The organism is Flavobacterium glaciei (assembly GCF_003350545.1).
Lineage (GTDB): Bacteria > Bacteroidota > Bacteroidia > Flavobacteriales > Flavobacteriaceae > Flavobacterium > Flavobacterium glaciei.
Genome location: NZ_QQBA01000002.1, coordinates 288,466 through 312,765, shown reverse-complemented (window position 1 = coordinate 312,765; position 24,300 = coordinate 288,466). Strand labels below are relative to the sequence as shown.

Annotated in this window: 22 protein-coding genes; 10 read left to right on the top strand and 12 right to left on the bottom strand. The window is 31.7% G+C overall.

The window, feature by feature from the left end; translation table 11 throughout:
- Positions 1–118: 118 nt before the first annotated feature.
- The 5 genes from DFR66_RS03355 (at position 119) to DFR66_RS03335 (ending at position 5,941) form a co-directional block, all read left to right on the top strand.
- The gene (locus DFR66_RS03355; protein ID WP_114753419.1) at positions 119–1,267 is read left to right on the top strand and encodes a peptidase associated/transthyretin-like domain-containing protein; all 1,149 of its coding nucleotides are present in this window, start codon (positions 119–121) and stop codon (positions 1,265–1,267) included.
- A 186-nt stretch (positions 1,268–1,453) separates the two neighbouring features.
- Positions 1,454–2,623 carry a S41 family peptidase gene (locus tag DFR66_RS03350; RefSeq protein ID WP_114753464.1) on the top strand — a complete coding sequence of 390 codons (1,170 nt, stop codon included), beginning with the start codon at positions 1,454–1,456 and terminating at the stop codon, positions 2,621–2,623.
- A gap of 302 nt (positions 2,624–2,925) precedes the next feature.
- The gene (locus tag DFR66_RS03345; RefSeq protein WP_114753418.1) at positions 2,926–3,600 is read left to right on the top strand and encodes a hypothetical protein; all 675 of its coding nucleotides are present in this window, start codon (positions 2,926–2,928) and stop codon (positions 3,598–3,600) included.
- A gap of 256 nt (positions 3,601–3,856) precedes the next feature.
- Positions 3,857–4,963 carry a ligand-binding sensor domain-containing protein gene (locus DFR66_RS03340; protein ID WP_114753417.1) on the top strand — a complete coding sequence of 369 codons (1,107 nt, stop codon included), beginning with the start codon at positions 3,857–3,859 and terminating at the stop codon, positions 4,961–4,963.
- 393 nt (positions 4,964–5,356) lie between these two features.
- Positions 5,357–5,941: a hypothetical protein gene (locus DFR66_RS03335; RefSeq protein WP_114753416.1), complete on the top strand. Its 585-nt coding sequence runs from the start codon at positions 5,357–5,359 to the stop codon at positions 5,939–5,941.
- Positions 5,942–6,160: 219 nt separating this feature from the next.
- Here DFR66_RS03335 and DFR66_RS03330 read toward each other — a convergent pair whose 3' ends face one another.
- Positions 6,161–8,680 (bottom strand): M14 family zinc carboxypeptidase, encoded by a 2,520-nt coding sequence (locus DFR66_RS03330; RefSeq protein ID WP_114753415.1) that lies wholly within the window; start codon positions 8,678–8,680, stop codon positions 6,161–6,163.
- A 209-nt stretch (positions 8,681–8,889) separates the two neighbouring features.
- Between DFR66_RS03330 and DFR66_RS03325 the strand changes: the two genes are divergently transcribed.
- Positions 8,890–9,822 (top strand): peptidylprolyl isomerase, encoded by a 933-nt coding sequence (locus DFR66_RS03325; protein ID WP_114753414.1) that lies wholly within the window; start codon positions 8,890–8,892, stop codon positions 9,820–9,822.
- Between the two features lie 105 nt (positions 9,823–9,927).
- On the opposite strand, the gene DFR66_RS03320 is transcribed toward DFR66_RS03325, so the two are convergent.
- Positions 9,928–10,806 (bottom strand): alpha/beta fold hydrolase, encoded by an 879-nt coding sequence (locus tag DFR66_RS03320; RefSeq protein ID WP_114753413.1) that lies wholly within the window; start codon positions 10,804–10,806, stop codon positions 9,928–9,930.
- A 140-nt stretch (positions 10,807–10,946) separates the two neighbouring features.
- Between DFR66_RS03320 and DFR66_RS03315 the strand changes: the two genes are divergently transcribed.
- Complete coding sequence (locus DFR66_RS03315) at positions 10,947–11,285, top strand: tRNA-binding protein (protein WP_114753412.1); 339 nt, start codon at positions 10,947–10,949, stop codon at positions 11,283–11,285.
- 1 nt (position 11,286) lies between these two features.
- Here DFR66_RS03315 and DFR66_RS03310 read toward each other — a convergent pair whose 3' ends face one another.
- The 4 genes from DFR66_RS03310 to DFR66_RS03295 all read right to left on the bottom strand — a co-directional run bounded on the left by DFR66_RS03310 (position 11,287) and on the right by DFR66_RS03295 (position 15,443).
- Positions 11,287–12,207 carry a hypothetical protein gene (locus tag DFR66_RS03310; RefSeq protein WP_114753411.1) on the bottom strand — a complete coding sequence of 307 codons (921 nt, stop codon included), beginning with the start codon at positions 12,205–12,207 and terminating at the stop codon, positions 11,287–11,289.
- Between the two features lie 115 nt (positions 12,208–12,322).
- Positions 12,323–13,129, bottom strand: a complete 807-nt coding sequence (locus tag DFR66_RS03305; RefSeq protein ID WP_114753410.1) for a sulfurtransferase — start codon at positions 13,127–13,129, stop codon at positions 12,323–12,325.
- A gap of 101 nt (positions 13,130–13,230) precedes the next feature.
- On the bottom strand, positions 13,231–13,611 hold the full coding sequence (locus tag DFR66_RS03300; protein ID WP_114753409.1) for a PUR family DNA/RNA-binding protein: 381 nt from the start codon (positions 13,609–13,611) through the stop codon (positions 13,231–13,233).
- A 71-nt stretch (positions 13,612–13,682) separates the two neighbouring features.
- A complete protein-coding gene (locus DFR66_RS03295) occupies positions 13,683–15,443 on the bottom strand; it encodes an ABC transporter ATP-binding protein (RefSeq protein ID WP_114753408.1) in 1,761 nt (586 codons plus the stop codon).
- A gap of 202 nt (positions 15,444–15,645) precedes the next feature.
- On the opposite strand from DFR66_RS03295, the gene DFR66_RS03290 reads away from it, so the two are divergent.
- The 3 genes from DFR66_RS03290 (at position 15,646) to yajC (ending at position 18,228) form a co-directional block, all read left to right on the top strand.
- Positions 15,646–16,752: a Glu/Leu/Phe/Val family dehydrogenase gene (locus tag DFR66_RS03290; RefSeq protein WP_114753407.1), complete on the top strand. Its 1,107-nt coding sequence runs from the start codon at positions 15,646–15,648 to the stop codon at positions 16,750–16,752.
- A 260-nt stretch (positions 16,753–17,012) separates the two neighbouring features.
- Complete coding sequence (nusB, locus tag DFR66_RS03285) at positions 17,013–17,924, top strand: transcription antitermination factor NusB (RefSeq protein ID WP_114753463.1); 912 nt, start codon at positions 17,013–17,015, stop codon at positions 17,922–17,924.
- 31 nt (positions 17,925–17,955) lie between these two features.
- Positions 17,956–18,228 carry a preprotein translocase subunit YajC gene (gene yajC / locus DFR66_RS03280; protein ID WP_114753406.1) on the top strand — a complete coding sequence of 91 codons (273 nt, stop codon included), beginning with the start codon at positions 17,956–17,958 and terminating at the stop codon, positions 18,226–18,228.
- Between the two features lie 74 nt (positions 18,229–18,302).
- On the opposite strand, the gene DFR66_RS13795 is transcribed toward yajC, so the two are convergent.
- The 6 genes from DFR66_RS13795 to DFR66_RS03245 all read right to left on the bottom strand — a co-directional run bounded on the left by DFR66_RS13795 (position 18,303) and on the right by DFR66_RS03245 (position 24,227).
- The gene (locus DFR66_RS13795; protein ID WP_146841072.1) at positions 18,303–18,767 is read right to left on the bottom strand and encodes a hypothetical protein; all 465 of its coding nucleotides are present in this window, start codon (positions 18,765–18,767) and stop codon (positions 18,303–18,305) included.
- Positions 18,768–19,478: 711 nt separating this feature from the next.
- Positions 19,479–20,945, bottom strand: a complete 1,467-nt coding sequence (locus DFR66_RS03265; protein WP_114753404.1) for a DUF6029 family protein — start codon at positions 20,943–20,945, stop codon at positions 19,479–19,481.
- Position 20,946: 1 nt separating this feature from the next.
- Entirely contained in the window at positions 20,947–21,429 is a 483-nt protein-coding gene (locus tag DFR66_RS03260) for a TlpA family protein disulfide reductase (protein WP_114753403.1), read from the bottom strand.
- 33 nt (positions 21,430–21,462) lie between these two features.
- On the bottom strand, positions 21,463–22,032 hold the full coding sequence (locus DFR66_RS03255; RefSeq protein ID WP_114753402.1) for a TlpA family protein disulfide reductase: 570 nt from the start codon (positions 22,030–22,032) through the stop codon (positions 21,463–21,465).
- A 24-nt stretch (positions 22,033–22,056) separates the two neighbouring features.
- A complete protein-coding gene (locus DFR66_RS03250; protein ID WP_114753401.1) occupies positions 22,057–23,523 on the bottom strand; it encodes a HAMP domain-containing sensor histidine kinase in 1,467 nt (488 codons plus the stop codon).
- Positions 23,524–23,525: 2 nt separating this feature from the next.
- On the bottom strand, positions 23,526–24,227 hold the full coding sequence (locus DFR66_RS03245) for a response regulator transcription factor (protein ID WP_114753400.1): 702 nt from the start codon (positions 24,225–24,227) through the stop codon (positions 23,526–23,528).
- Between the last annotated feature and the right edge of the window lie 73 nt (positions 24,228–24,300).

Below are 24,300 nucleotides of genomic sequence, written 5' to 3'. Positions count from 1 at the left end.
GAAATAAACCTTCGCCAATCTACCCATATTTGGGTGTATATGTGAAGGTTTGTAGCACTTATACACTAGTTGGCAGAAATGGCTGAAACAACAACCGTAAAACAAAACAATCTAACATATGAAATACTTAATCATACTTTTATTTTCTACAACTTTATATGCTCAAGATAAATATAATAAAATTCTCTGGAATAAAACAGATAATATTCCTGTTGAGTTTGCTACTATTAAATCTAACGAACAATATTCTTTATCAAATTCAGAGGGTTATTTTGAAATTTTAAAAAATCAAGATGTAATTATTCAATGTCTAGGATATAATACTTTAGAATTACAATATAATGATTTAATTTCTAAAGACACGATTTATTTGCAACCTAAAATTTTTGAAATGGATGAGGTTGTCATTGTTGCCGAAGATGTATATAAGAAAATGGTTAAAACAGTCTTATCTGAATACGCTTTAGAACCACATACTGAAAAATTTTTTTTGCGAGTTGTCGTTAAAAGGAATGAAGAACTATACAAAATAATTGATTTTTCAGGTTATGTTGAAAAACAGACACTTTTTGAATCTAGTCAAAAACCTGATCTAAAAGTAGATTATAAAGTTCAAATTAATAATATTCGGAAAGTTGGTTGGGAAAATAAAACAATTGATTATGCTTTGTTTAACTTTAACCAATTTTTTACTGAAATTGCAGCCATAGTATTGAAACCAGATATTTACAAATTAAACTATGAAATAAGTGATGACAATACATTTTCTAAAATTATTGCGAAACCTAAAGAACCAGAAATTAATTTTACAAATGGAAAATATTTATTGAATGAAGATAATACATTTGGAAATGTAGAAATAATATCAAATTTAAATTCTATACCCTATTCAAATCTTGGAAAGCATAAGCATAGAACAACTTATTATTTTAAAAACTCAAGTTTTGAAAGAAATAGATTTAATAATAAAATGCAGTTGAATAAGTCTATTATAAAAGCAACAACAGAAGTAATTACAAAAGAGGGAGATAAGCAAGTTTTTGAAGTGACTTATTTTTATAATTCAAATCCTGTTCAAAATATAACTGTAAAAAACAATGTAAGTTTGAAAAAGGACATATTTGATATTAAAATGGATTATAACGAAGAATACTGGAAAAATAATGATAATATATTACCTTTAACAACAGAAATGCAGAGATTTGTAAACAAAATTAACTCGGAAGTAAAAACAAAAGAGTTTAGAACTATAAGCAATATTAAATAAGCACTTCTGCCAACCGCATATTTATGAAATGGCGGGTTTAGTGCTAAAAGTAAACTTTGTGCATCAAAGAAAGTTAAATGCTAAAATGAAACATCCGTTTTCAAAAGCCGCCACTTCATAAATATGCAAAACGTTGGGTATAATTATAGAATTATAGGGAGATGGGTAGAAAAAAACACCAAAACTATGACTAAAATACAATTAACCTTACTGTCATTATTTTATTTTACATTCACAATCGGTCAAGTTAATGATTGCAATTGCATAAACGAGCTGAATGATATTTCAGAAAAAATAAAGAATGCCAAAAGCTACAAAGTACAAATTAAAGGAGATAAAATTATTGAATTTGAAAAATGGAAAACTGAAATTGAAACAGAAATCAAAAAAGATTCTCTTATTGATTTTTTTTGTGTAGGATACTTACAAAAATATATATCATTCATCAATGACCTACACAACCAAGTTTATGCCACACAAAAAAACGAATTCATACAAGCCCCTAATTACACAAAATCAATTGATACAACTCAGATTCAAAACGACAGTGTTTCCGGAATTTACTATGCTGGAAACAATAAAATACTTATCAAAAAAGAAAATAATAACACTTGGCTTGGAATCACTTTGGAGTCAAATTCAAGTAAATGGGAAAAAGGAAAAATACGCTTAGTAATAAAAAAAACTAAATATAACATTTTTGAGATTTTTGAATATCTTCAAAATGGAATCCTAATATATCAAAAAGACGTTAAAATAGAAAACGGCAGAATTCACTCCACTTTTTGGAACAAACAAAACAAATTATTTTTCAATCAAAACCACGTAGATAACTTTACATACAAAACTATAAACAGTTCATTTGATTACATTGGAATCAAAACATTGAAGCGAACCAAAATTTTAATGGAAGAAGCAGATAAGTTTATTGAACAAAACTTACGAAACATAACAAAACCAAATTTAATAATCGATTTAAGAAACAATGGAGGCGGTTCAACTAAGCAGGCTGAAAAACTTTTGGAGTCATTAAAAAATAACGAAAACATTGAACACATTTATATTATTATCAATTTCAAAACCGCAAGTGCTGCCGAATTGATAACACTAAAACTCAAAGAGGATAAAAGAACAATTATTGTTGGTGAAAATTCAAAAGGAATGATTGAATATGGACATGGTAACAAGTCTTATTCTTCAACAAGTAATTGTTCTGCATTCAAAATTGATTTATCAACCGAGCAAACCGACAAAAACTTAAGTATACATGAATGTATCGGAATAAAACCTGATTACAGTTTAAACAATGCATCAGATTGGATTGAACAAATTATAAATATAAACCCGAAAGAATAATAACTGTGCCCAACAGCTAGGTTTTCGTTGCGGCTGCAAGCCGAACAATGAAACTCGTGTTGAACAACCTGTCCCCATTTTTCGGGAGAACCGGTCACTGGAAGAAACTATGGAGTTATCGTAATATTTTGAGAGAGAATATTAGGAGGTATGTGAAACTCACTTTTTTTCTTAATTAACAAAATGACTTTTGTAGAAAGAGTTTTAATTGTAGTTCAAATTATATATTTACTTACTGATTAATTAAATGTAGTTCGTTTAGAGGTTTTAAGACGAACTGACGTTGTGGCAATTTATAAAATATGCAAATAGGCAGTCCATCATATAGAAAATGTCTTCATTGCGGAGAGAAGAGTGAATATTATTCAGGTCCTTTTTTTGTCCATTATTATGGTTTGACAGAGTGGTCAGATGGAGAAATATTTCAAGAATTACCTAGCTTAAAAGAAACAGAATTACAAAAATGTCACTTTTGTAGTAATTTTACTTGGTTGAGGCAAAAGTTCGATGGAATGACATTTAAAGATTATTGTGATGCACTAATTTTTTTTGAAAATCTTTATTCCAAGAAAACAATCATTTCACATGTATTTCATAAACGAAATAAAAAAAGATTACTTTACATTAGGTTAAACATTTTACGAAAATATAATGACAGGATTCGAATTCACCCATTATCAAATGGTGAAAAAAAATCAAAATCAATAGATGAAAATGATAAAATTATTTTCATTAACAATGCGAATAAACTTATTGAATTATTAAAAATATTAGAGCCAGACAACCATTTTATTATTGCAGAATTATATAGAAATATCGGTTTATTTGAAGATTCAAAAGCTGAAGCGGATAAAATTTACGATGAAAACAAAAAGAGACTTTTATTAAGAGAAATAGAAAATGAGAATCGTGATGTGATAATAATAAAACAGCCACTAACAGCTAGAGTTTCGTTGCGTGCGCAGCACGAACAATGAAACTCCGGTTGAACAGCCTGTCCCGTTTTTTCGGAAGAACCGGTCACTGGCAGGAACTATGGAGTTATCGTAAAGTTTTGAGAGAGAATGTCAAGAGGTAAGTGAGCCTCCTTTTTTACTAAACTAACAAATGATTTTTTGGAGGAAGAATTTTAATTGTAGTTTAAATCATATATTTACTTACTGATTAATCAAATATAGTTCGTAGAGGGGTTTTAGACGAACTGACGTTAGCAACAATTATAAAACCAACAATATGACAACCATTGACAGTAAGAAAGTATTCATAGCAAGAAATCTAATTTTAGTTCTTCTGACACTTCAATGCTCATCTTGCACGGGACAAGTGAAAGAAAAATCTATTAATGGTACAACAGTAAATGAAGTCAACACCCAACCACTCATTTTAAATCAAAGCACGACCTTTCCGCAAATTCACACCAACTTAAATGGTATGGTTAGAGAGTTTGTAAGGACGATGTATCAAGACAAAAAAGGGAATTATTGGTTTGGAACAAATGGAAATGGGATGATACGATACGAAGGTAAAACACTTGAAAAAATTTCAATCGATGGACTCCGCCCATTTAATGTTGTTAGAGAAATTGTTGAAGATAAAGCAGGATATTTATGGTTTGCGACTGACTATGGACTCATAAAATACGATGGTGAGAAATTTACTATATACTCAGAGAAAGATGGCCTGCAAGATGATGAAATTTGGGGACTGTCAATTGACAAAAGCGGTCTCATTTGGGTTGGATCAACAGGCGGGATTAGTCATTTTGACGGCAAAAAGTTTACCCCTTTTTTGTTGCCAGAAACAAAAGTCGAAAATCCAAAACCTATGTTATCAGATAAACTAGTTTTTCAATTTTTAGAAGACAAAAATGGAACGATGTGGTTTGCTACCGATGGAAATGGAATTTTCAAATACAATAGTGGGGAATTTACTCATTTAACTACTAAAAATGGACTTACCGACAATAATGTCGCAGATATTTTAGAAGACAGGCAAGGAAATATTTGGATTGGAACTTTTTATGGTGGTGTGAGTAAATATGATGGTAAAACATACACTAACTTTACAAAGGATGGAATTATTGAAGGTGTAGAAACCTATAATTTTTGTGAAGATAGTAAAGGGAATATATGGTTTACAGCAGAAGGTTATGGCGTGTATCGTTACGATGGAACAAATTTCACCCAATTCACAACTAAAGACGGATTAACCACAAACGTAGTTCAAAGTATACTTGAGGACCACAAAGGTCAACTTTGGTTTGGCACCTGGCAAGGAATAAGTATTTATGATGGACAAAAATTTATGAATGCTAAAGACAAAGAACCTTGGACGAAGTAAAAATAACTGTTGCTAACAATTAGGGTTTCGTTGCCTGCCTGCACGAACAATGAATCTCCGATTGAACAGCCTGTCCCGTTTTTTTGGGAGAACCGGTCACTGGTAGGAACTATGTACGTATGGTAAAGATTAGAGAGAGAGAATGTCAAGAGGTAATTGAGCTTCCTTTTTTTCTAAACTAACAAAATTAATTTTTGTAGGAAGAATTTTAATTGAAGGTTAAATTACATTTATTTACGTATTGATTGTTCAAGTAAAGTTCGATTAGAGGTTTTTAAAGGAACTGACGTTGTGGCTAATACAAAGTAATCAAATGAGCAACTGAAGTATCTGATAATAAATCTAAAAATTACAATTATTAAATTCAGATTATTAATTTACCTACCATTCTTATTGTTAGGATTCACTATTCTTAGCTGTGAGAAGGACGAAAATGAGACTAAACCAGATTTTTCTCTTAAGCAGTCAGACCAAATTCCGGATGAGATATATGATATTTATTCTTTAGTGATAAATGAAAAATATTCTTCTAAAAAAATAGTAATTGTCCAATCTACAAAAACAAGTATTGATTTGAATTATGAGAATAATTTTTATGATTATTTAATTAAAAATTATCAGGATTTTGATACAAGTTTGGTCCAGATTCATGAGGATTTAAATGAAAACTCAGTAAATTTTGGAAAAAAATTTCACAGTGATACAAAAGAAATAATTTTAATATCTTCCGATGAATTATCATACATTTTTAATAGCCAAGATTTAAATGCCGACTGGAAAGAATTTTATAATGACTATGAGAATTCTAATGGTATAATTCGTTTTTCGAGAATTGCTTTCAATGAGAACAAAACTCAAGCGATTTTTGAAATAGGACATTCATATGCTAGCTTAGGAGGAGAGGGAAGCATTATATACCTTAAGAAAAAGAATAATATCTGGACGATTATCAAAATTATTCCGACTTGGATATCATAATGTACTAGCCACAACACGCATTATACGTAAGCTGGGGATTGTGGGTAAATTAGAATTTTGTACTTGCAAATTGGTCATTAAGCAAAAATTTAAGTCCTTAATCCGCCACATCTCAAAGCAGCGAAACGTTAGATTAGTCAAAAAAAGCGCAATGTAATTACTACACTGCGCTTTTTTTGTATTCTGCGTTGCTATTTTAATTAAAGATTTTTGGTTTTTCTACATCAGTTTATTAAAGAAAACCGCATTCCAAAATAATTTTTCGGTTCCCAACCAGAAAGCTCTGAAATTAGTGTTGTCAGTAAAAATTAAGATATTCCCTTCTCCTTTTCGTATCGCTTGAAACGGAACAGTTTCTTTTAATAATTCCAGTTTTGGTTTCGAAATGTAACCGCTTAGTAACGGATTTTTAGTGTATTGTATCGGGTTACTAAAGCTGTTATTATTCGGTTCAATAAAAATTGATGAATTCCTGAAAATTGGCATTGTATTTCTTGGCATTCCATAATTAATAGGGTGCGACAAATCTAATCTAGTTTCAAATATGGCTCCTCCAATCTCTTGTGCTCCCCTGAAATCGCTTGTTTGTTCAAAGGTAATCGCTTTGGCTTCGCTCTTATTGGTTTTTAAAGTCAACTCAATTAATTTTGCATCGCTGAGCCATTTAATAGCATCCTGATAAGCAATCAAAGTCCCTCCGTTTTGTGTCCATTGTTCTATTTTAGTAACTATAGCCGGAGAAAGTCCAGCATAATTTCCATTGACCATGATCAAAGTATTGTAGGCGCTTAGATTTACTCTTTGCAGTTGTTCCACATCTATTTTAGTTAATGGAATCTCAGCTTTTTGATCAAATAAATGCCATAATTCTCCTGCATCTGATGGATCAACATTACGCCCTACAACCATGGCTATTTTTGGCATCGTAAGAGTAACTAAATTAGGATTTCCTAAATTGGCACCATCGGTAAAACCCGTTTCTACTGCGGTAATTTCAATAGTATAGTTTGGAATAATTTGGTTGAGATAAGCATAAATTTCATCTGAACTCAACGTTTGATTTTGAATAGGTACTAATAAACTTCCATAAGAAAAAGTTTTCCCGTTGTGTACAAATGGTTTCTTAGTTGTTTTTACACGCAATCCTTTGGCAAGTAATTGGTATAAAAGTTTAGGAGAATTATAATCGGTCCATTCAATTAAATAACCCACCTCACTTTTTTGATTTACTATTCCAGGTTTAATCGAGTTTTCATAACGCGCTCCAGCCAGTGCAAGGGAATTCATTCCTTCGAAATTTAAATTGAAAGCCAAATCAAAATTCCAAGCTGAAATATCATAAAATAAGCTGTCCTTGAATTTGGTTTGTCTGTCGAAAATAGCGTGAATCAGCTTTGAGTTTTTTTGTTCCATTGGAATAATAACACTCAAATCTTTGCTGAATTTCTTTTTGTTAATGGTGATGTCTTCTTTCAAATGAAGCATCTCAATTTTATGTTGGCTAAGAATTTTTGTCAGTTCTTTAACTCTGGAGGCATCTTTTTCGTCACCAAAGACGTAACCTTTTATTTTATTATTTTTACTTTCGATACTGGAATTACTAAAAAAATCCTGTTGGTATTTCAACAACTCTTTTCGCATTTCATACGTAGCCTGCAATGTTGATAGACTAGTAGTAAATTGATTTCTGATGGTAAATGGAAAGGTGATTACTCCGTTTGCGCTTTGCTGGGCATGTCCTCTAGAACTTGCTTGTTCGAATAAAATACCTATGCCTCCATTGACGTCTGGATAAGAAGATCCTTTACCATAATAAAAGTCATCATAACTGTCTTCAACAAAATAAAAACTCCCAATTTTGTCCAATGCTTTGGCATGATATCCAGCAATTTTTTTAGTTAATCTCTGGTTTAGTTCAGGAGTAAGAGGATTTGTGCGACTCTGAACTCCGGGTTGAAAAAAGTAGGTCGAATTAGTTCCCATTTCGTGGAAATCACACAATACGTTAGGCATCCATTTTCTATATGTCCTAATGCGCGCCTGACTTTCCGGAAGTTGGACAGGAAGCCAGTCTCTGTTCATATCAAACCAATAATGATTAAATCGACCTCCTGGCCATGCTTCATTGAATTCTCTATCATTAGGATCGGTTACTAAATTTTTACTCTTATGGCTATTTACCCAAGTAGAAAAACGATGCAATCCATCTGGATTTAAACTGGGATCTAATAAAATGACCGTATTGTTTAGTATTTCTTCAAGTTCAGGACTTTCTGATGCTGCAAGATAATAGGCCAACGCAATGGCAGCACCAGTCCCACTGGATTCATTTCCATGAATAGAATAGCCTAAATACACAACAACAGGCAGGTCAGATACGTCCTGATTGCTTGCATTTGAGTCCGTTAGTGCAAGATGTCTTTTATGGATTTCATCAATTTTTGCTAAATTTTTAGGGCTCGAAATAGTAAGTAATTGTAGCGGTCGGTTTTCATAAGTATAACCGGTTGTCTCTATTTGCACTCTGTCTGAGGCTTTTGCAATAGCATTCATAAAATGAACCACTTGATTGTGATCCGTGTGCATTTCTCCTAATTCAAAATTTAATATGCTTTTAGGTGTCGGAATTTTTTGATTGTATGTAGTGTTTTTTGGTAAATAATAATCTAATGTAACCAACTGCTGTTGAGCATTACACATAAAGCCTAATAAGAATAAAATACAATAGATAGATTTCATGAAAAAAAGTTTTAGGGTTAGGTTGTTAAAGTACCAATTGGTTTTAGGTTAATTTAGAATTTATTAAATTCTAGACTGCTTAAATTCTGATATTTTTTAGTTTTTAAATTGGTGCAAATAGCAAGATATTATATCAAATGTAACATTTTAGCGAATAGGTTCAAATAAATTAATTTTGTAAATTTGCCACTCAATAAAAATTAAAAAAAATGGAAAACGGAATATATGCTAAATTCAACACCACAAAAGGTGCTATTTTAGTAAAACTAACACACGATTTAACTCCAGGAACTGTTGGAAACTTCGTAGGATTGGCTGAAGGAAACTTAGAAAATAAAGTAAAACCGCAAGGGGTTAAATTTTATGATGGTTTAAAATTCCATAGAGTAATTCCTGATTTCATGATTCAAGGTGGTTGTCCACAAGGAACAGGAACAGGAGATCCTGGATATAAATTTGATGATGAATTTCACCCAAGTTTAAAACACAATCGTCCGGGAGTTTTGGCAATGGCTAACTCAGGACCTGGTACAAACGGATCTCAATTTTATATTACACACATTCCTACAGATTGGTTAGATAATAAACATACTGTTTTTGGACATGTTGTAGAAGGTCAAGATATTGTTGACGCTGTTGCTCAAGGTGATGTTTTAGAATCTTTAGAAATCATAAGAGAAGGTGAAGAAGCTAAAAACTGGAATGCTATTGAAGCTTTCATTACTTTCAAAGGATCTCGTAACAAACGTGATGCTGCCTTAAAAGCGGAAGTGGAAGCAGCTATGGAAAAATTAGCAGCAGGTTTTGAAAAAACAGAAAGCGGATTGCGTTACCAATTTATCCAAAGAGGTGAAGGTAAAAAAGCAGAAAGCGGTAAAACTGTTTCAGTACACTATGAGGGTTCTTTAGAAAACGGAAAAGTTTTTGACTCTTCTTATCCAAGAAAAAAACCAATCGAATTTAAACTGGGTCAAGGCCAAGTTATTGAAGGTTGGGATGAAGGTATTGCACTTTTAAAAGTAGGAGATAAAGCTCGTTTTGTAATTCCGTCTGATTTAGGGTATGGACCAAGAGGAGCTGGAGGAGTTATTCCACCTAACGCTACTCTTATTTTTGATGTAGAATTGATGGACGTAAAATAGTTTGAACTATTCTCATAAATTTAAAAAACCCAAAACTGATGTTTTGGGTTTTTTTGTGGATTAAATTTAAGCTGTAGCTCTATTAGAATAGAATGTGCTGCTTATTTATGAATTTAAAAATTCAACCAAATCTTGATTTAATTTGTCTTTTTCTATATAAAACAATCCGTGTGGCGCTCCTTCGTAAATAATAAATTTATTATCTGGGATTAATTTAGTTGCTATTTCAGAAGTGATTTCAATGGGTACAGTTTTATCTTCATCCCCATGAATTATTAAAGTAGGAACAAGTACGGATGCCATTTCTGAACGAAAATCGGTTGTCGAAAAGGACTTTGCACATTCTAATGTTGCCCGAGGAGATGCAAAAGAACACAGCATTCTGTAATAATCTAATAAAGGAGTGCTGATTGGTTTACTGATAAAACTCACCCCGAAAAATGTTTTTCCAAAATTATCCAGAAAACCAATTCGGTCCGCTTTAATTTGTTCCGCCATTCCATCGTATTTCTCTTGTGGAACTCCGTTTGGATTCGAATCGGTTTTCAGTTGAAAAGGGGTTACTGAAGATATTAGTACTGCTTTCGAAACTCCTTTTCCGCCGTGACGACTAAAATAACGAACCACCTCACCGCCACCCATTGAAAATCCAACAAGCGCAACATCATTTAAATTTAAGTGTTCAATAATTGCTTTTAAATCGTCGGCCAAAGTATCATAATCATATCCATCCCAAGGTTGAGATGATTTCCCAAAACCCCGACGGTCATAGGTAATAACTCTGCAGTTATTCTGTATCAAAGCATCAATTTGGTATTCCCACATTTCATTCGATAACGGCCAACCATGAATAAGAATTACGGGTTTTCCTTGACCATAATCTTTCACGTATAATTTTACATTTGGCGCTGTTTCAACATAAAAGTCTATTCCAGAATTACTTTCGTTACGCATTTCGCTACCATTTATTTGACTTATTTCCATAATGTTTTCAATTTAAAAGATGAATTTAATATTCGCCTTTTGTAAAATTAGGGCTATCGCATAAAAAAAGTTTTACGGAATTAGTTTAATTAGTTGCAAAATTGATAGGTTTGTTATTCAATAAATAAAAAAAATAGAATATGGAAAACCTGAGCTGGACCGAATTTGAAAGAGTAGAAATGCGCATTGGAACCATTTTAGAAATAAATGATTTTCCTGAAGCACGAAAACCGGCGTACCAATTAACAATCGATTTTGGTTCTGAAATCGGAATCAGGAAAACATCTGCACAAATTACGAAACGCTATCAAAAAGGAGATTTGATGCACCGACAAATTGTTGCCGTTATCAATTTTCCTAAAAAACAAATTGGGAAATTTATGAGCGAATGCTTGGTTTTAGGAGCCATGGGAGATGAAGGAGATGTGATTTTACTGGCTCCTGACTTTAAAATAGAAAATGGATTGCGAATAGGGTAATTTAAGACTCTAAAGTACTGATGCTTTTTACTTCTAAATTGTCATATTTATTGTGAATAGCTAAGATAATGACACCAAATAATACTGCGGCGACAATAAGGATGGTATTTAAGATTCCTTCAGTTCCAAAAGAGAGCTTTATTAATATAGTGGATATTATAAAGCCTGAATTGCGGATGACTTTGTTGAATTTATCCGAAAGGAAGAAAGAAAACAAAAGCAAAAGCACTTCAATTAAAATTAGAATTGTAAAAAAATCGGCAAAGAATATCTTATTGATGTCTTTTATTGTATCAACGATTTGAGTTATCGAAAAGAAACTTTCGTAAATCCAATGAGCCAAACTGTATATGGAAAGCACTAAAAATATAGGAATGAGAACTATAGCAAAAACATTCTTTAGCCTTATGAATGAATTGACATCAATAGTTTTCTGAATTTTGGATTGGTTAATTTCATTTCGCTTGTTGAGGTTGTAAAATACATATATTAAAAAAAACAGGATTATCGTTGCCACAATGTCAAGGGTAAAATTCACATTAGCCTTTGAGGCAAACCAATTTGAATTAAATTCTAATTTGGTTAAGTCTTTAAAAATTCTTCGGATAATAATTAGCGTAATAATTTCATATTGCTTGCCTATATAAATGGTAGTTGATTTTGGGAGATAATAAACCAACAGATATACTTCATATATCAAAATAAACGAGAATGGTGTATAAATTGCCGATATAGGATTACTCAATAAGGTAGAATAGTCATTAATCAAAATTATTTTAAGGTCAACTAAGGCAATGATGGCTAAATGCAGTAAAAAACTAATTATTGCTAACGAAACAAAGAAAGTTTCAGCTCTTTTTTTAGTTTCTTTGGATAACAACAAGCGATATAAAAACTCAAAAATTGTGTAAGATTGTTTCATGAATACCAAATAAGTTTTTAAAAGTACGAAATTATGACTTTAAAAATATTGATTTTCAGTAAATTAACTACTGTTTAGTTTGGCATCTAAAGACTAATCCAAAAACAGAGCGCTCTTATTTTTCTTGACCCCATTCGGCCCATGAGCCATCATAAATGGCGCAATTTTTTTTGTTTATTAACGCGTAAGCTAACAGAACTATGCAAGCAGTGACTCCTGATCCACAGTATATTATAAGCGGTTTGTGATCAGGTTTTAAAACTTTTTTAAGTTCCTCTAGTGGTAAAAAATGGGTGTTACTTAGCACACTTGTGTAGGGAATATTAATTGCCATTGGGATATGCCCGCTTTTTAAGCCGAATCTAGTTTCTTTGATTGCACCTGTAAAACGATTTTCAATTCGTGCATCAACGATAAGACAATTTAGGGTTGCACTATTTTGTTTTACTTGACTTTTAGTTTTTATAAGTTTTTTTTGATAATCAGCTTCAAAATCTCCAGGGTCATATATTTCGGTTTCTAGAATTGCTTTTACGGGATATTTGCTAGCTATCCATTGTGGTAAACCGCCATCAAGTACTGCTATATTTGTAAATCCCATAACTTTAAACAACCACCATACTCTTGGGCTAGAGTATATCCCTATATTGTCATATACGACTATAACACTGTTTTTTGATATTCCAAGTTTTTTAGCTTCCCTTTCAAATTGAAGTGGACTTGGTATCGAATTAGGCAATAGGTTACTTTGCTCGCTGAATGCTTTTTTTAAATCAAAAAATCGAGCTTTAGGGATTCTTACAATATCAAAATTTGATTGCGCTTGCGCTTGATTATCCTTTAAACTAGCGTCTAGAACTATTAAATTGGGTAAATCAATATTTTTATAAAGCCATTCTGTAGAAACTAGAGTTGTTATCATCGTGTTTAATAAAGAAAGAATCTTTTAGATTAAATAATTAAAAAAAAGTCCAAAATCAGTTGACTTTGGACTTTTTTCTTTTGTAAGTAAGGAATTAAAAATTAAATATCATCAAATTCTATATTAGTAAAAGCGGATGTTTGTGGTATAATTTCATCATCTATTTTTTCAGATGCATATTCTTTTTTGAAATCTTTTTGGTGTCTTTCTGAGATTACTTCTTCGCCTTTGTGGTTTAGAACATAAGAAGTCATTTCGTCAAGAATTTCTGCAAAAGCAGCAAAATCTTCTTTGTATAAATAAATTTTATGTTTTTTAAAATGGAATGAACCATCTTCTTCAGTAAATTTTTTGCTTTCGGTAATGGTAATGTAATAATCATCTGCTTTTGTCGCTCTCACATCAAAGAAATAGGTTCTTCTTCCAGCTCTTAAAACTTTAGAAAATATCTCTTCTTTTTCTAACATGTCATGTTCTCTCATAATCCTTTCTATCAATTTATGGTTGTTAAGTAGTATCCAAAAATCTAAAAAATATATGTATTATCCAACAATTATAGCATTTCTTTTTCTGAAAGTTGTTTCAAATACAAATCGGCATAATAGCCTTCTTGATTTATCAATTGATTATGAGAACCTTGTTGTATTATTTCACCCTTTTCAATGATGATAATTCTATCTGCATTTTTAGCAGATGATACACGATGACTTACAATTATAGTCGTTTTGTCTTTGCAAATATCATACAAGTTATTTAATATAGTTTCTTCGGTTTCTGTATCTACAGCAGATAAACAATCGTCAAAAAGTAAAATAGGTGGGTTCTTAATAATGGCTCGGGCAATAGAGACTCTTTGTTTTTGACCTCCTGAAAGTGTAATTCCTCTTTCGCCAAGAACAGTTTCATATTGTTTATTGAAACCTATGATGTTATCGTGAACCACAGCACTTTTAGCGGCTGATTCTACTTCTTGCATGGTCGCATTTTCTTTGCCAAACATAATGTTGTTTTTAATGCTGTCTGAAAACAAAAACGCATCTTGTGGAACGATACCAATATTGTTTCGCAAATCAAAAAGATTTACGCTGCTTATTTCGTTTTCATCGATGGTTATTTTTCCTTCGGTTACATCATACATTCTAGATATCAAGGACAAAATGGTAGATTTTCCAGATCCTGTTTTTCCTAGAATAGCTAAGGTTTCTCCTTTTTTTACGGAGAAAGAAATGTTTTGTAACGCTTTGATATTAGTATCTTCGTAAGTATAACTTACATTTTCAAAAGAAATAGAACCTTTAATTACTGATTTATTCAGATTTTTATTTTTTATCTCGGGTTCAATTTTTAGGAATTCATTAAGTCGTTTTTGTGAAGCTTCGGCTTCTTGTACCATAGACGAAACCCATCCTAACGATGCTACAGGCCAAGTAAGCATGTTTACATACAAAATAAATTCGGCAATCGTTCCAATGCTTTTTATAGAACCGTTGATGTACATTAAACCACCAAAATAAATTACAACTAAATTACTGATTCCTATTAGGGCTAACATTAAAGGTCCAAATAAGGATTGTACCTTGGCTAAATTCAAGCTTTTACTCTTGCTTTCATTAGCTAAATCGACCATATTGTTTTGATGTTGGTTTTCTAATGAATATGCTTTTATAACTCGGATTCCTGAAAATATTTCTTGTGAAAAACTAGAAACTTTAGATAGATATTGTTGAAAGATGGTACTCCTTACATTGATTTCTGAGCTTAGTTTGAAAATAGCGTAAGATAAAATTGGTAAAGGAAGCAAGGTGTATAAAGTTAGTATTGGTGATACATTATACATATAGACAATGACTATTGCAAAACGTATTACAGTATTTATGGTGTACATTACGGCCGGTCCAACGTACATTCTTACCTTAGAAACGTCTTCGCTAATTCGATTCATTAAATCTCCAGTACGATTTTGCTTGTAGAAGTTCTGTGACAAATTCTCATATTGACGGAATACTTCGTTTTTTAAATCAAATTCTATGTGACGGGACATGACAATTAAGGTTTGTCTCATTAAAAAGGTGAGGAAACCAGCAATTATTGTTGTGGCAATAATCAGTAAGATGTTCGAAATTAATTCCTCTTGAATAACGGATTTTGACACGGTTTTGTCTTTGGCGAAAGCCTCAATTACTTTGAAAGATTTGCTTATCAACTTAGGAGTGAATAGCATAAATATCTGTGCAATTATGGTAAAAATGATTCCCAGTAAAAAACTGTATTTATACTTGACGAAATATTTATTTAAATAACGTAATTCTTTCATTTTTTTAATGTATTCTGAGTTGAAATGGTTTTATTCTTGAGATAAAACTTTATTTTTAATATTCTTAATGATAATTATTCGATTACAAAAAATTAACGATTTAATGATTTTTTCTAAAAATGTTAATGTATATTTATATTTTATGTAATTTTGGTTTGTCTTTTTGACAAATTCATAATTTATCACTCTAAAAAATTATACTATGAATGCAGCTTTCACAACTGGAAAGGAAATTCAAAAAATGGATCCCGTTTTTGGCCAATTATCATTTGATGATCACGAACAAATTGTATTTTGTAACGACAAAGATACAGGTTTAAAAGCAATTATTGGTATTCATAATTCGGTAATGGGTCCAGCTTTAGGAGGTACAAGAATGTATAATTACGCAAATGAATGGGAAGCGCTAAACGATGTTTTGCGTCTTTCTCGCGGAATGACTTTTAAAGCTGCTATCACAGGATTGAATATTGGTGGAGGTAAAGCGGTTATTATAGGCGATGCCAAAACGCAAAAAAATCCTGAATTGATGCGTAAGTTTGGTGAATTTGTACATTCTTTAAGCGGAAGATATATCACTGCTGAAGATGTAGGGATGGAAACTGCAGATATGGATATTGTAAGGGATGTGACTCCTTATGTTACTGGAATTTCTGAGTCAAGAGGTGGTGCAGGAAATCCATCGCCAGTTACCGCTTATGGTGTGTACATGGGAATGAAAGCTGCTGCTAAACAACAATTTGGTTCTGATGTTTTGAGCGGTAAAAAAGTTTTGGTTCAAGGGATTGGTCACGTTGGAGAAACTTTAGTTGACTATTTAACTAAAGAAGGAGCAATCGTTACTATAGCTGATATCAATGAAGAGAAGCTGAATGAAGTTGGATCAAAATACCATGCAGAAATTTTCAGAGGAGAAGATTTATATAATGCCGATGTTGATATTTATGCTCCTTGTGCGATGGGAGCAACGATAAATAACGATACAGTCTATAAAATAAAAGCTAAAGTAATTGCTGGTGCTGCCAATAATCAATTAGCTGATGAGAATGTTCACGGTGCTATTCTACAGGACAGAGGAATTTTATATGCTCCAGATTTCTTGATTAATGCAGGTGGAATTATCAATGTTTATGCTGAATTAGCGCATTATGACAAAGCAGAAATCATGCGTAAAACAGAAAATATTTATAACACAACATTAGAAATATTTGATTTTGCTATTGCTAACAAGATGACAACACATCATGCTGCTTTGACAATCGCTCAAAATCGCATCAATCAAAGAAAAGTAGAAAACAGTAAAAAATAAATAATAAAAATAGTGTTCAGTGTTCAGTTTTTAGTAATCAGTATGTATGATTGTAGTCCTGAAAGATTTAAGGAAAAACAATTGCATAAAGTTAATCAGTAATCAATTTTTTTAAGGCTGACCACTAAAATCTGACCACTGACCACTTAAAATAAAGTGGCTTTATATTTTATTTTAAAAAATGAAATACTTATTTTTGCAAACTAATTAATAAAAGTTCTTACAAGGTGGTAAATAGAAGACACATTCGCGTTAAAGTTATGCAATCCATTTATGCAATGCATCAAAGCGGTTCGGATAGTTTGGAAAAAGAAGAGAAATTCCTTTTTTACAGTATCGACAATATTCAAGATTTATACCTTATAATGCTTTCTTCGCTGATAGAAATTTGTAAAACAGAAACTGTCTTTTTACATAAATCAAGTTTGAAGCATCTTGCAACTCCTGAGGAACGTAAACCCAACGAAAAATTCATTAAAAACAAGATTTTTCAAATTCTTTCCGAAAACAATTCATTAAATATTGCATTAGAAAACCGTAAAATCAATAATTGGTCTTTAAACGACGATTATATTTTACTGCTTCTGAATGATGTAAAAGCAAGCAAATTGTATGCGGATTACATGAGTAATGCCACAAGCACTTTTGAGGAAGACCGACAGTTTATCGTTGATCTTTTTATGGATGTAATTGTTCCTAACGAGAAACTGTATGATTACTTGGAAGATGATAAGTTAACTTGGGTTGATGATATTCCATTAGTAAACACGCATATTATCAAGCAATTGAAAGCTATTAAGTCTGGTGAAGATGATAATTTCAGAGTGCCTAAATTGTATAAAGACAATGAAGACAAGGATTTTGTTAAAGATTTATTCCGAAAAACAGTCTTAAACGAAAAGGAATTAGCCAAAGAATTTCTTGATAAAACACCAAACTGGGATAGTGAAAGAATTGCAGAAATAGATACCATTATCCTAAAAATGGCAATCTGTGAATTTTTGAAATTCCCATCAATTCCTGTAAAAGTAACTCTTAATGAATATTTAGAAGTTGCGAAAGAATATTCTACACCAAAAAGTAGTATTTTTATAAACGGAATTTTAGACAATTTAGTAAAAGAACTGGAAGCCAGCAAAAGAATCATAAAAGCTGGTCGTGGTTTAATGTAATAATTAATTAAATAAAAAAGAATTTAAAATTATGGAACAATTAACTCAATTTGCACCGTTTATATTAATGTTTGTGGTGATCTATTTCTTTATGATTAGACCACAACAGAAAAAAGCGAAACAAGAAAAAGAATTTGAAAGTGCATTGAAAGTAGGCGATAAAATCATTACTAAAAGTGGACTTCACGGAAAAGTTTCTGAGTTAGCAGATACAACTGTAGTTGTGGAAACAATGTCAGGAAAGTTAAAAATGGAGCGTTCTGCTATTTCGATGGAAATGAGTGCCGCTTTGAACAAAAAATAATTCTCATTTTACCGATTAAAAAAATTCCCAATCTGATTAGATTGGGAATTTTTTTTGGATAATAAATAATTGGATTATTTTTTATTCTTTTTATTCTTTTTTGCTTTTTTCGATTTTGCCTTAGCTTTTTTCGCTTTTATTTTGGTTTTTGCCTTTGCTTTCTTGGCTTTGTCTTTCTTAGCTTTTTTTGCCTTTTTAGCTTTTGCTTTCGCTTTTTGTTTTGCTTTCTCTTTTGCGTCAGCTTTTTTAGCCTTTTTCTTGTCTTTATCTTTCATCTTTACTTTGTTTTTTTTCTTTTCTTTCTTCACCACTTCATTTGTTAGCTCTGCTTCAGTGCCAAAAGGTGTAATTTCTTCCTCTGTTTGTGCTACAGGGGTTTCTGCATTTTCAATTTCAGGAGTTGCATTTTCTGTAGTTATTTCTGTTTTTGGAGAAGGTGTTGTTTTTTTTGCAGCCGGAGCACGACGTACTCGCACTGGTTTAGTTGTTTCGGGCTTAGATTCAGGTGTGAGGTTTGTTTCCTCTTCGTGTGCTGTCATAAAGTAGTAGTTTAGAAGTAAATATTGTGATACGAATCCTAATGTTATTAAATTGTTATTTTTAACATTAGTAAATGTAGTGATTATATTCGTTTTCTAATGTTAAGTTTTCATGGTGAACGTTTTTTCTAGAGTCAAGATGGTAAACTTTACTTTTTATTTGATTTGTTTCCAATAAAAAAGTCCTCTATCGAAGACGGGGACTTTTGTAAAAGTATTAAATTTTTTGATTGTTATTTTGTGGTCAAAAAGGAAAATGTATTATGTTTTATTTATTGACAAATGAATTTAAAATAAAGCAACTTAAATTTTAATCTTTCGATGGTACTAAAAATTGAATTTTTTCAATGAATAAGTGTATGTTTTATATTCATTTTGTGCTTATTAGATAATGTAAAATCAATTATTTGATACGATATTACTAAACTGCATAGTAATAATTTTTAATTCGTTCTTTATAGTACAATGATTTTTAACAAGTAAATGTTTTTATGGGCAACTGCTGAATTTAGTTTGTAGCTGCCTAAACTTTGTAACTGCTTAAATAGTCTTGAGTGTTTTTTTTATGTGATAATTAAGTAATGCGTAAATTCATTGCATGGTTTTATAAATCTCTTTATTTTATAGTTGTGCTATTTTTGATAAGAAATAATGGTAAAAGTTTTCAAAGAGACTTGTCTTTTTATATTTGAGTTTAGTTAGACCTATATACTAAAATCTAAGGTTCCATCGCACTTCTATTCCTTTAAAGTCAAGTACTTCGTAACATATACCTGCGTTACATGCTGGTCCGCCTCTGCGTTGTCCTGCAAAAACTAAAAAATTATTGGTGCTATTCAATTGATATTTTAAGTTCCCGCCTAACCAAGATTTTAGTGAATTTGACGTAAGAAACGTATCATTACTGAATTCGGTAACTACATTAAATATCCATTTCGATTTAATAGAAAATCCAATGACTGCTACATGATTTTGTGTACTGGTTCCGTTTCTTTCAAAGGTTTGAAATTCATATTCTGTTTTGAGTGCTATATTTTTATTGGTCTTCCAATCAAAGTAAGCTCCTACTGCAATACGATCTTTTTCTAATTTTAGTGGATCATTAGCATAGTCTCCAAAAAATTTAGCCTCATGTTTCCCTTGTAGCGAAAAACTATACTCAGCAAAAAACTCTTTAAAAGTAAATTCTTTATTTCCAAATTCATTATTTGCTACGGCATGATTTAAAGTAAGTACACTTGAATTGGGAAATGTATAAAAGGCCTCTATCTGATATCCGCTTTCATTTAATGGTTGAGCAACATGCGTACTTCTGTTTAAAGTTCTGTAGGTATGTTCTTTTATTAAAGCGGGTGGTTCATTTATTCCGGATCCAATTAAAAAATTATTATAATCTTTACCTTCGATAGTTATCCCTAAATTTTCAAAATTTAAATTCACATTACCATAATACGCATGAGATGATGTAGCTGAAAAATCAGAGAAATTTTCATTTCCAATCTCTTTGGCTCCTTCTAGATAATATGTAAGTTTAGGTGTAAGTTTTCCAGAAATAGTAGTCATTCCATACATTTTAGTTCCTGAAGTATTCTTAACATCCATGACGGCTAGACCTAATGTTTGATTCTTAAAATTATAGTCGGTATAGATGGCTTTTATTTCATCTAATCTTCTTATATCTTGATCTAGATTTGGTGGAAAGACATTATTTAACGGTTTGCCGTATAAAATTTTTGTGGTTGAATTTTTTAATTTTAAAGTGGTACTAAAACCTAAAATGTCCCGTTGAAAATAATTTCTTGAACGGTAACTAACATCCTCCAAGATAGCGCCAGGTATTTCAAAGGAACGAAGTAATAAACCTCTTCCCAAGGTCTCTTGATAATTCCCTGCTTTTACCGTAATCCATTTGGAATTGTATTGCAAAGATGCTTGTGTTATTTTAGTGTAATTACGCTCCTCAAAAGGGGTATAATATTGTTCTAATGTAACACCTGCTTTGAAATCTTTATAATTATACCCCATTAATAACCTGTCATAAATAGAAGAGAAATTCGAGTTGTCATTTGGAATTTGACCGAATTGATATTCCATTAAATTTGTTCCTGAAAATTGACCAAAAGACGCATAAGAAAGGAATAATAAAAAAACAAAAAAAGAATTTTTAAGTTTAATCATACTATATTTCTTTAAGTTGTTTTTCTAACGCCTGAGATATTTCTTCCTCGTAGCCATCTGCAAAACCCTCATGTATAAAAACAATTTTTCCAGCTGCATTTACTATAACCAGTGAGGGAAATGCAGCGAGGTTGAGTTGGTTTTTAACTTCTGAATTAATGTCTAGCAACAAGGGAAAAGCTATTTTTAACGAATTGCTCATCGGAACAGCTTTTGCAATACTGCGGGGTCCATCGCAATTGATACTAATAAAGGATACCCCTTGATCTTTGAATTTTTCGTAGACTTTATTAAGTTCAGGAATAGCTTTAATACATGGCTTGCACCAGGTTGCCCAAAAGTCTATAACAGTTAACTTTTCTCCTTTAAGTTCTAAATAAGTAGTGTTTTTATTCTGGCTGTTAGGAAGTCTAAAATTGGTAACTTTTTGTGCATTTATTGTTATAGAAACAAAAAATAAAAGAATTGTATATAAAGTTTTCATAGGGCTTCTTTATTTAGATTGTAAAAAGACATATTATTTTAATAGCTGATCTACAACAGCTTTTGCTGCATCAGCATCTGAAGCTGCTCCTTTTGTACCTGTAAATGCGATATCTCCTGTTTTGTTAATTACTATTAAACGATCATAAGTTGTTTTATAACTAGCGGCTACAGGAGAAGCAGTTAATAGTAAAGGGAAACTTACTCCTGTGGATGTCCTAAAAGATTGTACAGCTGCTAAATTACCATCCCATTGGTCTAAGCCAATAATTTGATAATTTGGGTTTGAGGCATAAGGGGTAGTTAGTTTTGACTCGATAGATGGCGCTGCTGCTTTGCAAGAAGGGCAAGTATTTCCAAAAAAGAAAAGCACAACTACTTTTCCGTTATAGTCAGAAAGTTTTACTTGTTTTCCATCAGAAGAATTCAAATTAAATTCAGGTGCTTTCGTTCCGCTACTAATAGGTGGCGTAGTAGAAGTTTCAGTTGTATTTGAATCATCTCCTGAGCATGAGGTCAAACTAATACATGTTAAAAGAAATAAAGTAATAAGTGCGCTGAATTTTGTTAAATATTTTCCTGATGATACTGTTGAAGTTTTCATAATAGTTTTTTTTATTAGTTAATTTTAAGTTGTTTTCAGTTTAAAGAAAAAAGTTGTTCCAGAGTTTTCACTGCTAGTTAAATCTAATGTTGATTGATGAAGGTCTAGAATTTTTTTTGCAATAGCAAGACCAAGTCCAGTACTGTTTTTTAAATCGGTAAAATTATTTGCTTTGTAATATCTAGCAAAAATTTGTTCACGATCATTTTTAGGTATGCCAATTCCGTTGTCTGCAACCGATATTTGAATATTGTTTCCCTCGCTAACTTGTGTTTTTATTTCTATTTTACCGCCATTTGGAGTAAACTTTAAAGCGTTATCAATAAGATTTTGCAAAACTCTTTCGATAAGCGAGATGTCAGCAAAAACAGGTGAAAGCTCTTTTGATAATTGGGTGCTTATTTGGATATTCTTTGACTCGGCAATTAGTTTATATTTGTTGCTGATATCGCTTACTAACTCACTAATAATGAAAGGTTCCTTTTTAGCAATCACTTGATTGGCCTCAAGTTTTGAGAGCTCAAATAGTTCATTAACCAATCGCTCCAAACGTTCTGAGCTTTCTTTTACAGTATTAATATATTGTTTTCTTTCACTAGCTGTAATGATTTCCTCTTTCATCTGCAGGGTTTCAATGTAACCTTTTATGATTGCTATTGGGGTTCTTAAATCATGCGAAACATTTGCGATTAATTCTCTTCTTAAATTTTCGACTTCCTTCAGTTTATCAATATTGTCAGTTAAAATATCGGCCATTTCATTGAACATATCCCCAAGTTGTTGTTCGTCTCCCATAGATTTACAAACCACTCTTGCTTGTAAATCACCTTGCCTAAATTGTTGCATCACAGTGAGTATTTTGGAGTAATTATTAGTGATTATTCGAATTATAATTAAACCTATAATAAAAGTAAAGATCAATGTAATACCCATGGTTCTCGTGCTCATTTTTAATAAGTAATTAGTAAAAAGAGAGTCGGAAGTAGCTTGTTGTTTTTCGCCATTAAGAACTACGTAAATATATGCATAGAGCATGTTATTCATTTTTAACGGCGAAGCCGAAAATACTTTTTGTAAACCCGGATTTAGTGGGTCGTCACCTTTGATATAGAAGTGTTCTTTGGTATTGATGAATTTGAGTAATGGTGCTAAATTTATTTGTTTCATCGCAATTTCTCGTTCAGGGGGATACCAAGCAATTATTTTTCCTTTAGGATCAATTAAGTACACTTCGAGATTCGGATTGATAGCCATCACGTGATGAAACATTTCATCAAGGGCAGGCTTGATAACCTTTCCGTCGTAAAAAGGAGTAGAGTTTTCTACAATGTTCTTTGCTGTGTCATGATTGAGACTTTGATTAACTTCTTCTAGATAATTTTTTGAATATTCGTAGCTACTATAAGTGTACACAATTCCGATACTTGCCAATAGCAAGAAAAAGACAAGTGATATTTTCCAAAACAAACTGTTATACGTCCCTTTTTTCATAATTACTTTATTTCGTCATTAAATCGATAGCCTACTCCCCAAGTGGTTAATATATAAATCGGATGGGTCAAATTAACTTCTATTTTTGTTCTCAACCGATTGATATGCGAATTGACGGTGTGTTCATATCCTGTGAAATCAATACCCCAAACCAAGTTTAATAATTTTTCTCTCGAAAAGCTTTTTCCAGGATTTGACATGAATAAATATAATAAGTCAAATTCTTTTGGTGTTAATTCAATCTTCTTTCCTTTAAGAGTTGCCTTTCTTTTTGTAGGGTCAATTTGTATTTCACCATATTGAAAAATTTCATCGGCAGGCTCATTATTAGTGCTATCAATTTCAGTTCTTCTTAGTAACGCTTTTACACGGGCAATGAATTCTCGTATGCTAAATGGTTTTGTCAAATAGTCGTCTGCACCTGTTTCTAATCCAATTATTTTATCAATTTCCTCACTTCTCGCCGTAAGCATTAATATGGGGGTTTTAATTTTGTTTGCTCTTAATCTTCGACAAATTTCAACACCGTCAATTTCAGGCAACATGACGTCAAGAATGATCATGTCATATTTGTTTTTAGTTGCTAAGCTTAATCCTTCGTTACCTTTATGTGCCTTTGTTAAATCGCAATAAATATCCTTTAAATGAATAGCGACTAATTCAACTATTGATACATCATCTTCGATCATTAAAATTTTCTTCATTTAAAAAAAAAGTGTTTATTGTTTACTTCAATTATTGCTTTATTTAACAAATTTCAATCTAATTTATCACAAA